Here is a 13,380-nt window from a genome sequence, read left to right as displayed (position 1 = left end):
CACCGGCAGTACCTGGCTGGGCTCCGGGGCGCCCCGCACACTGGGGGCGTGGACCGACAAGAACTGGCCGACTTCCTGCGCAGCCGGCGCGAGCGCATCACCCCCGCTGACGTGGGGCTGCCCGCCGGGCCGCGCCGCCGCACCCCGGGACTGCGCCGCGAGGAGGTGGCGCAGCTGGCGTACATCTCCACCGAGTACTACACGCGCCTGGAGCAGGCTCGCGCTCCGCGGCCGTCCGGGGAGGTGCTGGTCCAGATCGCCCGCGCCCTGCGCCTGTCGGACGCCGAACGCGACCACCTCCACCACCTCGCCGGTACGCCGCCGGGCCTGCCGCCCGGGCCCTCGCGCGAGGTGCGGCAGTCCATCGTCGACCTGCTGCACCGGCTGCCGCAGGCCGCGGCGATCGTCACCTCGGCGGCCTGCGAGGTCATCGCCTGGAACGATCTGGCCGCGGCGCTCATGGAGGACTTCTCCGCCCTCTCCCGCCGCGATCGCAACCTCATCCGGCGGGCCTTCCTCGGCCCGCATCCCGAAGGGCGGCGGTTGTACGGCGTGTCGGACGGCGAGGAGTTCGCCCACTCCTCGGTCCAGCAGCTGCGCGCCGCCTCCGCCCGCTACCCCGACGACCCCGAGGTGCGCGGCCTGATCGGGGAACTCCTCTCCGGAAGCGAGGAGTTCGCCCGTCTGTGGGCCGCTCACGACGTCACCGCCCGCCCCACCCTCTGCAAGTCCTTCGACCACCCCGTCGTCGGCCTCGTCACCGTCAACTGCGATGTCCTGGACATCGCCGACCGCGACCAGCGGGTCGTCATCTACACCGCGACTCCCGGCACGCCGTCAGAGGAGGCGCTGCGCCTCCTGGCGGTCGTGGGTACGCAGCGGCTGGACGTGCCCGGCTGAGCCGTCAATCCCTGGATACGACCCAGCCGTCGGCCTCGATCCGTGCCGCGTCCGCCGGACGGGCCGCGTCGAAGAGGACGTCCTGGGCCGTCTCGACGCGTAGCCCGTCGGCATACGTCCCGCGGCCGACGTACAGCTGGTCGGTCGCGTAACGCCAGCGCAGAGCCAGTTGCCGGGCTGCCGGAAGGTCCGCCGTGAGCCGGTGCCAGACCCGGCCCGACCAGCCGGTGACCGTGCCCGCCGGGTACTCCTGCCCCGCGGTGGTGAACGGGACGGCCTGCCAGGTCGCGCCACCGTCCGCCGTGGCCTCCAACGCGAGCACGTCGGCCTGGGGTTCGGTGTCCCACCAGAGGGTGCAGCGCAGCCGCGCGTCGCCCGTCGACGTGTCGAGCGCGGGCAGCGTGAGTGTCGCGGTCGTGGCACTCGCCATTCCGGAGAACCATGCCGTACGGCCGTACCGGGGCCGGACCGCCACCGCGCGGGCCATGTTGTTCCCGGCCGCCACTCGGGGAGCGGAACCGGAACGCCAACTCCGCACGGGATGCGCCGAGTTGCCGAGCAGGATCAGGAACGAGTCGGTCGTCGGGTCGAGGACCAGCGAGGTGCCGGTGAAGCCGGTGTGTCCCGCCGTGCGCGGAGTGGCCATCGCGCCCATGTACCAGTGCTGGTAGAGCTCGAAGCCGAGTCCGTGCTCGTCGCCGGGGAAGGCGGTGTTGAAGTCGGTGAACATCAGCTCCACCGACTCCGGGCGCAGGATGCGCGCCCTGCCGTAGACGCCGCCGTTCAGCAGCGTGCGACCGAGTACGGCCAGGTCCCAGGTGCACGAGAACACCCCGGCGTGCCCGGCGACCCCGCCGAGGCTGTAGGCGTTCTCGTCGTGCACCTCGCCCCATACGAGCCCCCGTTCCAGGCCGGACCAGGGCTTACGGGCGTCCTCCGTGGCCGCGATCTTCGGTTTCCAGGAGGCGGGCGGGTTGTAGCGGGTCCGGTCGAGGCCGAGCGGTTCCGTGATCTCGTCGCGGAGGAGGACGTCCAGCGGGCGGCCGGTGACCCTCTCCAGGACCAGCTGGAGCGAGATCAGGTTCAGGTCGGAGTAGAGGTACTTGGTGCCGGGTGGGTTGAGCGGTGCCTCGTTCCAGATGAGTTGGAGCTTCTCCTCGTACGTCGGCGCGTTGTACAGCGGGATCCAGGCGCGGAAACCCGAGGTGTGGGTGAGGAGCTGACGGATCGTGATGTCCTGCTTGCCCGCCGCGCCGAACTCCGGCAGGTACGCGGCGACCTTCCCCTCCAGCTCCAGCGCGCCCCGCTCGATCTGCTGCACGGCGAGGATCGAGGTGAACAGCTTCGACACCGAGGCCAGGTCGAAGACGGTGTCCTCGGCCATCGGAATCTGCTCTTCTGCAGGGAACTCGACGCCGGTGTCCGTCTTCTCGTCGTACGACGCGTAGCGCACCGCCATGCCGATGGGCTGGTGCAGGGCCACGGTGCCGCCGCGTCCGGCCAGCAGGACTGCGCCCGCGTACCAGGGGTGCTTGGGGGAGGGGCCGAGGAAGGCCTTGGCGTCGGTGACGAGTTGGTGGAGGTGGACGGGGAGGAGACCGGCCTGTTCGGGGGAGCCGTGGTGCAGGGTGGGACGACGGGTGGTCGGCTCCGCCGCCGGCGCCGGTCCTGCCGGGAACGGGGCGATCGCCAGGGCGCCGCCCAATGCCAGGGCCCGTCTTCCCAGTTGCCGCCGGGTCAGTCTGCCGCCGCCTGCCGTGCCTTCGGTCATCGAGGCCTCCCGCCACACCGCTGAAAGTATCTTTCCGGGATCACCTTGTGCGGTGAAACTTTCGTGTCAGGTGTGCGGTGTGTCAACGGGGCGTGCGGGCGGCCAGAAATCTGACGGAGCATCAGAAAATCCCTTCCGTCGGCCGGAGGACTGCGGCATTCTGCGGCCATGCAGACGGAGCTGAGCAAGAACCTGGGAGTCGAGCACGCCATTTTCGGCTTCACGCCGTTCCCCGCCGTCGCCGCGGCCATCAGCCGGGCCGGCGGCTTCGGAGTGCTCGGCGCGGTCCGCTACACGGCACCCGACGACCTCAAGCGCGATCTCGACTGGATCGAGGCGAACGTCGACGGCAAGCCCTACGGCCTGGACGTCGTCATGCCCGCGAAGAAGGTCGAGGGCGTGAGCGAGGCCGACGTCGAGGCGATGATCCCGGAAGGCCACCGGCAGTTCGTCCAGGAGACCCTCGCCAAGTACGGCGTGCCCGAACTCGCCGAGGGCGAGGCGTCCGGGTGGCGGATCACGGGGTGGATGGAGCAGGTCGCCCGCACCCAGCTCGATGTCGCCTTCGACTATCCGATCCGGCTGCTCGCCAACGCCCTGGGCTCCCCGCCCGCGGATGTCGTGGCCCGGGCCCATGAGCAGGACGTGCTCGTCGCCGCGCTCGCGGGCAGTGCCCGGCACGCCGTCAAGCACAAGGAAGCGGGCATCGACATCGTCGTCGCGCAGGGCTACGAGGCCGGCGGCCACACCGGTGACATCGCGTCCATGGTGCTCACGCCGGAGGCCGTCGAGGCCGTCGATCCGCTGCCCGTCCTTGCGGCAGGGGGGATCGGGAGCGGTCAGCAGGTGGCGGCGGCGCTGGCGCTCGGCGCCCAGGGTGTGTGGCTGGGCTCCATATGGCTGACCACCACGGAAGCCGACATGCACTCACCCGCCCTGACCCGCAAACTCCTCGCCGCCGGCTCCGGCGACACCGTCCGCTCCCGCGCCCTGACCGGCAAGCCCGCCCGCCAGTTGCGCACCGAGTGGACCGACGCCTGGGACGCCACCGACGGTCCCGGCACCCTTCCCATGCCGCTGCAGGGCCTGCTGGTCGCCGAGGCCGTCTCGCGCATCCAGAAGTACGAGGTCGAGCCTCTGCTCGGCACGCCCGTCGGCCAGATCGTCGGCCGGATGAACAGCGAACGCAGCGTCCAGGCCGTCTTCGACGACCTCACCCGCGGCTTCGAGCGGGCCGTCGACCGTATCAACCGCATCGCCGGAAGGAGCGGCCAGTCGTGAGCACACCCCCCGCCGGATTCTGGGCCCAGGCCACTCAGGACCCCTCACGCACGGTCCTCGTCGCCCCCGACGGCGAACAGTGGACCGCCGGGCGCCTGCACGCGGCCGTCAACCGCCTCGTCCACGGTCTGCGCGCCGCCGGGCTGGAGCGCGGCGACGCCTTCGCCGTCGTCCTGCCCAACGGGCCCGAATTCCTCACCGCCTACCTCGCCGCCTCCCAGGCCGGGTTCTACCTGGTCCCCGTCAACCACCACTTCGTCGCCCCCGAGATCGCCTGGATCGTCGCCGACTCCGGCGCCAAGGTGCTCCTCGCCCACGAACGCTTCGCCGCGCCCGCCCGACAGGCCGCCGACGAGGCCGGCCTCCCGGCCACCCACCGGTACGCCGTCGGCGAGGTCGAGGGCTTCCGGCCGTATGCCGAACTCCTCGACGGACAACCGGAGTCGGCCCCCTCCGACCGCACCCTCGGCTGGGTCATGAACTACACCTCGGGCACCACCGGCCGCCCGCGCGGCATCCGGCGCCCGCTGCCCGGCAAGGAGCCGGAGGAGGCGTACCTCGGCGGCTTCCTCGGCATCTTCGGCATCCGGCCGTTCGACGACAACGTGCACCTCGTCTGCTCGCCGCTCTACCACACGGCCGTCCTCCAGTTCGCGGGCGCCTCCCTGCACATCGGCCACCGTCTGGTCCTGATGGACAAGTGGACGCCGGAGGAGATGCTCCGGCTGATCGACCGTGAGAAGTGCACCCACACGCACATGGTGCCGACCCAGTTCCACCGGCTGCTGGCACTCCCGGAGGAGGTCAGGGCGCGCTACGACGTCTCGTCCATGCGGCACGCCATCCACGGCGCCGCTCCCTGCCCCGACCACGTGAAGCGGGCGATGCTCGACTGGTGGGGCCCGTGTGTGGAGGAGTACTACGCGGCGAGTGAGGGCGGCGGGGCCTTCGCGACCGCAGAGGACTGGCTGAAGAAGCCCGGCACGGTCGGCAAGGCCTGGCCCATCAGTGAACTCGCGATCTTCGACGACGACGGCAACCGGCTGCCGCCCGGCGAACTCGGCACCGTGTACCTGAAGATGAACACCGGCGGCTTCGCCTATCACAAGGACGAGGCCAAGACGAAGAAGAACCGCATCGGCGACTTCTTCACCGTCGGCGACCTCGGCCTCCTCGACGAGGACGGCTACCTCTTTCTCCGCGACCGCAAGATCGACATGATCATCTCGGGTGGGGTCAACATCTACCCGGCGGAGATCGAGTCCGCCCTCCTCGCCCACCCGGCCGTCGCCGACGCCGCCGCCTTCGGCATCCCGCACGACGACTGGGGCGAGGAGGTCAAGGCCGTCGTCGAGCCCGCGCCCGGCCACGCGCCCGGCCCCGACCTCGCCGCCTCGATCCTCGACCACTGTGCCGAGCAACTCGCCGGCTACAAGCGGCCCAAGAGCGTCGACTTCATCGCCGACATGCCCCGCGACCCCAACGGCAAGCTGTACAAGCGGCGGCTGCGGGACCCGTACTGGGAGGGCCGTACGCGACCTGTGTGACGTGGGGCGCAGTGGGGAGCTGTCATGGGGCGCCCCAGTCGGCCTGTCCTGATGCTGGAACGTCCTGGGAGACACCGGGGTTCGGCTGTCCAAGAGTGTCGGCACCGCCCCGAAGGGGCGCGGAGCTGTATCGATGTGCGCCTCCGCCGCGTCGGCGCGACCAGCCACGATGGCGCCGCAGCCGAGGGACTACCCATCGCGGCACTTCCAGCGAAGCGCGGCCGCGCCCGACGCGGTCGTGACCATGCTCACCGCCACCCCGCAGCTCTCCGCTCAGGGCACCTCTACGGGCCTTCCGAAGAAGGCGCCCACTGCCCTCGCCATGCTCACCGTCGGCGGCTGGGGCGTCGCCTTCATCGACGGGCTGCGCCGTGCGGACAACGCGCCCGCCGCCCTCACCCTGAACTGGCGCCCCCCATGCCACCTGGCGCGACGGGTGCGCGGCGGAGTTGACTGGTGCCGTCACCACGCACTGAGGGGCCATCACATACGGAATGCTGCCACCGCACACCGAACGACAGGGAAGGACACGGGAATTGGAAACACCGGAGCCGGCGACCGAGCAGTTCGAGACCCATCGCCCCCTGCTGCTCGGGCTCGCCTACCGGCTGCTCGGCAGCATGTGGGACGCCGAGGACGTCGTCCAGGAGGCCTACCTGCGATGGTCGGCCACCGATCGCACCGGGATCCGCGAACCCCGGGCCTTCCTCATCACCGTCGCCTCACGGCTCGCCCTCGACCAGCTGCAGTCGGCGCGGGTGACCCGCGAGGCCTACACCGGGCCCTGGCTGCCCGAACCGGTGGCCACCGACGCGCTGGGCCCCCTGGACACGGCGGAGCTGCGGGACACGGTCGCCTATGCCACCGTCCACTTGATGGAGTGTCTGTCACCCCCCGAACGGGCGGTGTTCGTCCTGCGGGAGGCCTTCCAGCTGCCGTACGGCGAGATCGCCCGCATCCTCGACACCACCGAGACGAGCTGTCGTCAGATGCACCGGCGCGCCGGGCGCCGACTCGCCGCCGGACGCGACCGGTTCGAGCTCGCCGAGGACGCGCACGCCAAGCTCCTCGTCCGGTTCCTGGAGGCAGCGCAGAACCGCGACCTCGCCGGACTGGCCGAGCTTCTGACCGAGGACGTCGTCGCCTGGAACGACGGCGGCGGCAAGGTCAGGGCCGCCCTGCGGCCGGTCGAGGGCCGCGAGCACGTGGTCGCCTTCGTCGCGGGCCTCGTCGCCCGGTACCCCTTCGGCCCACCCCGTCTCGTGGACGTCAACGGCCGGCCCGCGCTGGCGCTCGCGGTCGACGGCATCGACCAGGTCGTCACGATCGACGTCTGGGACGGCCGTATCGACGGCGTCTACGCCGTGCTCAACCCGGACAAGCTCGGCCACGTGACGGCGTGATGTGCAGTGTGGTCCCGCCACATGTGTGACGGGACCACATCCCTGCTCAGTGCTCGCGGACGCGGACGATCCGCAGCGCGGGCGAGGACAGGATGTCCTTCTCGCAGAACCGGGACGTCACCCACTTCTCATCCGAGAACAACCGGGTCTGGTCGCTGAAGTGCGGCGAGTTCGGGTTCGAGGACTGGGAGTACGTCAGCAGCGTACGTGCCACCGGGCAGCGGCCGCCGTCCCAGCCCACGGCCTGGATGTAGCTGGACCCGGTCGTCACCTCCGGGTAGCCGCCGCCCGCCGCGTTCCACACGGGCTCGACCTTGTTCCACACGCCCAGCGACTCCGTGCCGCCGGAGACGGGGATGCGCTGACCGTTCCGTACGACGAACTGGTGCTCCCCGAGAGAGGAGTTGAGCGGGATGCCCGCGGCGTGCAGCTCGGCGACCGTGTCCGCGAGGGCCGTGGCGAAGGCCGGGGCGTCCGTGTTGAGCGTGTTCGGGGTGCGCACCGGATCCGCCGCCGAGAACGGCACCTTCCACAACTGGGACGTGGGCAGCTTGCGCCACAGCCGGTCGAAGAGCAGCGCGCCCCTGCTGCCGGTGTTCACCGAGTGGTCCCAGCCCGCGAGTACCTCGCAGGCCTCGCCGACGTCAACGGCCTTGCCGTCGCTGCCCGTTGCCGTACCGCCGGGCAACGCGGCGCAGGCCCTCGCCGCGTCGGCCGCGACCAGGTCGCCCGCGGGCACCCGATTGGCGAACTGCTGCGCCTGCAGGTCCCGTACGGTCAGACCGCCCTTCAGGGCCATCGCCGCCACGTCCTCGATCGCGCCCCGCGTGCGCATCGAACGCTGGGTTCCGGTCGTGCCGAAGACCCGCTCGTAGCCCGTCAGCGGCCGGTCCGCGTTGGCCAGCCACGCGCTGTCGTTGGAGTTCTCCGCGTACGGGGCGTCCTTGAGGACCGGCATTTTCGCGGGCCCGAAGATCCCCGGCTGTACGGCGTCCGGGTCGCTGCCGAGCGCGCAGTCGCCGCGCGAGCCGTCGAGGACCGCGACCCCCGAGGCGGGATAGGTGACCCTGCCCAGGGGAGTGGAGCAGCGCTGGGCGATGTCGTCGGTGATCCGGGGGAGCACCTGGGACTGGGTGAACAGTGTGTGGCCGCGTGAGTCGGCGGCGATCGTGTTGACCCAGGGCAGGCCCTGCGTGCGCTTCAGCGAGCCGAGCACGTCGTCCGTACTGCGGGCCTTGCTGAACCCGAGTGCCGTGTCGGAGGCGCGCAGGTTCGTGGAGTTGGGGTCGTTGAGCGCGTAAGCCGTCGTGGCCGTCCACGGGAGCGGCAGCGAGGCACCGAGCGAGGTGACCACCGGGCCGTACCGGGTCCACCACTGGGTCCGTGTCACCGGAGAGCCGTCCTTCACCGCGACGGTCACCGTGCGCTCGGTCATCCGCTCGGGCTTGCCGTCCACGAGGTACGTCGTCGGGTCGGCCGGATCCAGGGTCAGCTGGTGGAGGTTGAGCGTGATGCCCGTGGCGACGGTGTGGCTCCAGGCCACATGTGCGTTGTGACCTATGGACACCGTCGCCGAGCCGAGCAACGAGCCGCCGGAGACGTTCAACTCGCCGGGGATGGTCTGCTGCGACTGCCAGAAGCGCCGTCCGCCCTGCCAGGGATAGTGCGGGTTGCCCAGCAGCAGTCCGCGGCCGTTCGCCGTCGTGGCCCCGCTGAAGGCCACGGCGTTGGAGCCCATGTCGGCGGAGTCCGTGGCGAAGAGTTCGCGGGCGGCCCGGGCGGTGTCCTGGGCGTCGGGAGCGACCGCGGAGGTGGTCGAGGCCGGCGGCTGCGCGGCCGTGATGCCGTCCACGGCCCGGCCCTGGCCGCCGAGCACGGCGAGCGCGAAGCCGCGCGCTGCCACGTCGAGGGTCGTCACGGGACGTACCCAGGCGGCACCCTTGCAGGCCGGGTCCGTGATCCGGTTCTGCTTGAGCCAGGCGTTGAAGCCCGCCGCGAAGCCCCGCATCAGGTCCTTGACCTGTCGGCTCGGGCCGACCGGCGCCGGTTCGGCGAGCAGCTTCTCCACCGTGCCGGTCTCCCGCACACCGCGGAAGTACAGATCGCTGGCAAGGTTCTTCGAGGCGGAGGACAGCGCGGAGTCGGCGGCCGCGTCGGGTCCGAAGAATCGCGAACGCTCGCCGCGCACGGTCACGAAACCGTCCGCGAGCGTGCACACCTGGTCGGCGGCCTGCGCCCATCCGGTGCCGAAGCCGAGGTTCGTGTAGTCCTTCGCGACGATGTGCGGAATGCCGTATTCGGTGTAGCGGACGACGGCGGACAGACCATCGTGGGACGGGTGTTCCTGTCGGTCCGGGCTCTGTGCGGCGGATGCCGGCAGTGCGGTCCCGGCGGTGAACAGGGCGACGGCCGCGACGACGGTGCGTCTCAGGCGGGTGCGCATGGTGCCTCCCAACGTCATTGAGGGAAGGAGCGGTTGAGCGTACCAACGGGTATGTGTCCGAGCCCCCCTGGTGCTTGACCTGCCTCGGCGACAGGCCGAGGATCATGAGGCATGACGCAGGGACACGGCAGTACGGTTGACGGGGTGCTGCGGCGCAGCGCCCGACGCACCCCGGCGCGCGTCGCGCTGGAGTACGGCGACCGCTCATGGACGTACGAGGAACTCGACGAGGCCGTCTCCCGCGCGGCGAGCGTGCTGCTCGACCAGGGCCTCGACCCCGGCGACCGGGTCGGCGCCTACGGCCACAACTCGGACGCGTACCTGATCGGCTTCCTCGCCTGCGCCCGCGCGGGCCTGGTGCACGTGCCGGTCAACGAGAACCTCACCGGCGACGACCTCGCGTACATCGTCGGCCAGTCGGGCAGCGCGCTGGTCCTCGCCGACCCGGACCTCGCCGGTCGACTCCCGGACGGGGCCCGTACGTTGCCCCTGCGTGACGCCGACGACTCGTTGCTGGCCCGGCAGGCCGCGGCGCCGGCGTACGACGGCCCGGAGGCGCGCAGCGAGGACCTGGTCCAGCTGCTGTACACCTCGGGGACGACGGCCCTGCCGAAGGGCGCGATGATGACCCACCGCGCCCTGGTGCACGAGTACCTGAGCGCGATCACCGCCCTCGACCTCAGCGCCGGCGACCTGCCCGTGCACTCGCTGCCGCTGTACCACTCGGCGCAGATGCACGTGTTCCTGCTGCCCTACCTCGCGGTCGGGGCCACCAACACCATCCTCGACGCACCGGACGGCGACCGGCTCTTCGACCTGATCGAACAGGGCCGCGCGGACAGCCTGTTCGCCCCGCCCACGGTGTGGATCGCCCTGTCCAACCGCCCCGACTTCGCCACCCGCGACCTGAGCGGACTGCGCAAGGCGTACTACGGCGCGTCGATCATGCCGGTGCCCGTCCTGGAGCGACTGCGCGAACGGCTCCCGAAACTCGCCTTCTACAACTGCTTCGGCCAGAGCGAGATCGGCCCGCTGGCCACGGTCCTCGCACCCGACGAGCACAAGGGCCGGATGGACTCCTGCGGCCGCACCGTCCTCTTCGTCGACGCCCGCGTGGTCGACGAGGACGGCAAGGACGTCCCCGACGGCACAACCGGCGAAGTCGTCTACCGCTCACCGCAGTTGTGCGAGGGCTACTGGGACAAGCCCGAGGAGACCGCCGAGGCTTTCCGCGACGGCTGGTTCCACTCCGGCGACCTCGCGGTGCGCGACGCACACGGCTACTTCACGATCGTCGACCGGGTGAAGGACGTCATCAACTCCGGTGGCGTACTGGTCGCTTCACGCCAGGTCGAGGACGCGCTGTACACGCACGAGGCGGTCGCCGAGGTCGCTGTGGTCGGTCTGCCCGACGAACGGTGGATCGAGGCCGTGACGGCTGTCGTCGTCCCCCGTGGCGAGGTCACAGAGGCCGAACTCGTCGACCACGCACGCGAGAAACTCGCCCACTTCAAGGCGCCGAAGCGGGTCGTGTTCGTGGACGAACTGCCGCGCAACGCGAGCGGGAAGATCCTGAAGCGGGAGCTCAGGGACCGGTTCGGAGGTTGAGGGGCCGGTCACGTGGTCAATGCGGGCGCAGATCCACGATCCGCCGGATCTTGCCCACCGACCGCTCCAGCGACTCCGGTTCGACGATCTCCACGGTCACCGACACGCCGATGCCGTCCTTCACGCCCGCTGTGACGGCCCGCGCGGCCGCCTCCCGGTCCTCCGGCGTGGCACCCGGGCGGGCCTCCGCCCGTACGGTGAGGGCGTCGAGGCGGCCCTCGCGCGTGAGCCGGAGCTGGAAGTGGGGCGCGACGCCCGGCGTGCGCAGCACGATCTCCTCGATCTGGGTGGGGAACAGGTTCACCCCGCGCAGGATGACCATGTCGTCGCTGCGGCCGGTCACCTTCTCCATCCGCCGGAACACGCGGGCCGTGCCCGGAAGCAGTCGCGTCAGGTCCCGCGTCCGGTAGCGGACGATCGGCATCGCCTCCTTGGTGAGCGAGGTGAAGACCAGCTCCCCCTTCTCACCGTCCGGCAGCACCTCACCGGTGATCGGGTCGACGACCTCGGGGAAGAAATGGTCTTCCCACACATGCAACCCGTCCTTGGTCTCCACGCACTCCTGCGCGACCCCCGGGCCGATCACCTCCGACAGCCCGTATATGTCGACGGCGTCGATAGCGAACCGCTCCTCGATCTCCCGCCGCATCTCCTCGGTCCAGGGCTCGGCACCGAAGACACCCACGCGCAGGGAGGTGCCGCGAGGGTCGACGCCCTGCCGCTCGAACTCGTCGAGGATCGTCAGCATGTACGACGGCGTCACCATGATGATTCCGGGCTCGAGGTCCTGGATCAGCTGGACCTGGCGGGCCGTCATGCCGCCGGACGCGGGGATGACCGTACAGCCGAGTCGTTCGGCGCCGTAGTGGGCCCCGAGCCCACCGGTGAACAGCCCGTATCCGTACGCCACATGCACCGTGTCGCCGGGCCGCCCGCCCGCCGCGCGGAGGGAGCGGGCCACCATGTCGGACCACAGGGACACGTCGTTGTCGGTGTAGCCGACCACGGTGGGGCGGCCGGTGGTGCCGCTGGACGCGTGGATACGGCGGATGCGGTCCCGGGGCACGGCGAACATCCCGTACGGATAGTTCTCGCGCAGGTCCGCCTTGGTGGTGAAGGGGAAGCGGGCCAGGTCGGCGAGGGTCCGGCAGTCGTCGGGCCGGACACCCGCCTTGTCGAAGGACTCCCGATAGAAGGGCACGTGCGCGTACGCGTGCCGCAGCGAGGCCCGCAACCGCTCCAGCTGCAGCGCCCGCAGCGCCTCGGCGTCCAGCCGTTCCCCCGCGTCCAGCAGCTCCGTCGCATCCGCCATCGGGACGTCCTCCTCACCAACCGCACCATTCCGGGCGACCGATCATTCGGTCTGGGTACTGGGGATCAGTAATCCAGTCGACGATGGCTGAGGCAAGGGGGCTGCTCGCACTTTCTGTTCGTGGCGCCGCGCAGAGCACCGCCGGCTGCGAGAAGTCCGTTGCGGCGGCAGCGGCCGGCGGTCAGGATCGGCACCATGCCGACCTTCACTGCGTCCGACGGGACCGAACTCGCCTATCGGTCAGGGGCGAGGGCACGCCGCTGATCGTCCTGCCGGGCGGTCCCATGCGGGCTTCCGCCTACCTCGGAGACCTGGGCGGACTCTCCGCACACCGCCGGCTTGCTCTGCTCGACGTGCGCGGTACCGGTGACTCCGCGGTGCCGGCGGAACCGGCGACGTACCGCTGTGACCGGCTGGTGGACGACGTGGAGGTGTGGCGGGACCACATGGGGCTCGACCACATGGATCTGCTCGCGCACTCGGCTGGCGGCAGTCTCGCGATGCTGTACGCGGCCCGGTACCCGCAACGGGTGCGGCGGCTGGTGCTGGTCACCGCCAATCCGTGGGCGCTGGGCATGCAGCCCACGGCCGAGGACCGGTTGGCCGCGGCGTGGCTGGGGCAGGGCGAGCCCTGGTTCGCGGAGGCATTCCCCGCGTTCGAGGCCTGGCTGGCCGGGACGGGCGACTTCGACCCGGTGTTCGCGCCCTTCTTCCACGGCCGCTGGGACAAGGCGGCCGAGGAACACGAGGCCCGCGCCGACGAGCAGTTCAACGACGCGGCCGGCGACGTCTACGGCTCCGACGGCGCCTACGACCCACCCACGACCCGCACCGCCCTCGCCCGGCTGACCGCCCCGGTTCTCGTCCTCGCCGGCGAACTCGACGGAGGCCCGCGCCCCGCCCTGGCCCGCCGCGCCGCCGACGTGTTCCCGAACGCCGAGTTCGCCGTCCAGCCGGGTGCCGGGCACTACCGTTCCTAAAGGCTGAGTGGGGGTGAGTCCTGTTGCCAGGATTCGTGCTCAGCCGAACGCTCCGAACGGTGTTGGGCGTTCTGGTTGCCCGCGTTCGCTCCGCGGTCCGGCGGCACGGATCGTGTCCGTGGTCCGGGAACGGGA

8 protein-coding genes and 1 pseudogene are annotated in these 13,380 nt (G+C 71.0%); 6 read left to right on the top strand and 3 right to left on the bottom strand.

What is annotated here, in order from left to right; all coding sequences use genetic code 11:
* Positions 1-48 precede the first annotated feature (48 nt).
* Entirely contained in the window at positions 49-900 is an 852-nt protein-coding gene (locus IG08_RS0120955; protein ID WP_030604569.1) for a helix-turn-helix transcriptional regulator, read from the top strand.
* 4 nt (positions 901-904) lie between these two features.
* Here the strand turns inward: IG08_RS0120955 and IG08_RS0120950 are convergent, their stop codons facing one another.
* Positions 905-2,671, bottom strand: a complete 1,767-nt coding sequence (locus tag IG08_RS0120950; protein ID WP_030604566.1) for a serine hydrolase domain-containing protein — start codon at positions 2,669-2,671, stop codon at positions 905-907.
* 168 nt (positions 2,672-2,839) lie between these two features.
* Between IG08_RS0120950 and IG08_RS0120945 the strand changes: the two genes are divergently transcribed.
* The 3 genes from IG08_RS0120945 to sigJ all read left to right on the top strand — a co-directional run bounded on the left by IG08_RS0120945 (position 2,840) and on the right by sigJ (position 6,902).
* Positions 2,840-3,952: an NAD(P)H-dependent flavin oxidoreductase gene (locus IG08_RS0120945; protein ID WP_030604563.1), complete on the top strand. Its 1,113-nt coding sequence runs from the start codon at positions 2,840-2,842 to the stop codon at positions 3,950-3,952.
* Positions 3,949-5,499: an acyl-CoA synthetase gene (locus IG08_RS0120940; protein ID WP_030604559.1), complete on the top strand. Its 1,551-nt coding sequence runs from the start codon at positions 3,949-3,951 to the stop codon at positions 5,497-5,499. Before IG08_RS0120945 ends, IG08_RS0120940 begins: the two co-directional genes overlap by 4 nt.
* Positions 5,500-6,035: 536 nt before the next feature.
* Positions 6,036-6,902 (top strand): RNA polymerase sigma factor SigJ, encoded by an 867-nt coding sequence (gene sigJ / locus IG08_RS0120935; protein WP_030604555.1) that lies wholly within the window; start codon positions 6,036-6,038, stop codon positions 6,900-6,902.
* 46 nt (positions 6,903-6,948) lie between these two features.
* Here the strand turns inward: sigJ and IG08_RS0120930 are convergent, their stop codons facing one another.
* Complete coding sequence (locus IG08_RS0120930; RefSeq protein WP_030604553.1) at positions 6,949-9,345, bottom strand: penicillin acylase family protein; 2,397 nt, start codon at positions 9,343-9,345, stop codon at positions 6,949-6,951.
* A gap of 111 nt (positions 9,346-9,456) precedes the next feature.
* Here IG08_RS0120930 and IG08_RS0120925 point away from each other — a divergent pair, with 111 nt between their 5' ends.
* Positions 9,457-10,953, top strand: a complete 1,497-nt coding sequence (locus IG08_RS0120925) for an acyl-CoA synthetase (protein WP_030604551.1) — start codon at positions 9,457-9,459, stop codon at positions 10,951-10,953.
* Between the two features lie 16 nt (positions 10,954-10,969).
* Here IG08_RS0120925 and paaK read toward each other — a convergent pair whose 3' ends face one another.
* A complete protein-coding gene (gene paaK / locus IG08_RS0120920) occupies positions 10,970-12,265 on the bottom strand; it encodes a phenylacetate--CoA ligase PaaK (protein WP_030604549.1) in 1,296 nt (431 codons plus the stop codon).
* 195 nt (positions 12,266-12,460) lie between these two features.
* Here paaK and IG08_RS54320 point away from each other — a divergent pair.
* Positions 12,461-13,245, top strand: a pseudogene (locus IG08_RS54320) (alpha/beta fold hydrolase).
* The last annotated feature ends 135 nt before the right edge of the window (positions 13,246-13,380 follow it).

The organism is Streptomyces fulvoviolaceus (genome assembly GCF_000718165.1).
Taxonomy (GTDB): Bacteria; Actinomycetota; Actinomycetes; order Streptomycetales; family Streptomycetaceae; genus Streptomyces; species Streptomyces fulvoviolaceus.
This window is presented reverse-complemented; position numbering and strand designations above follow the sequence as displayed.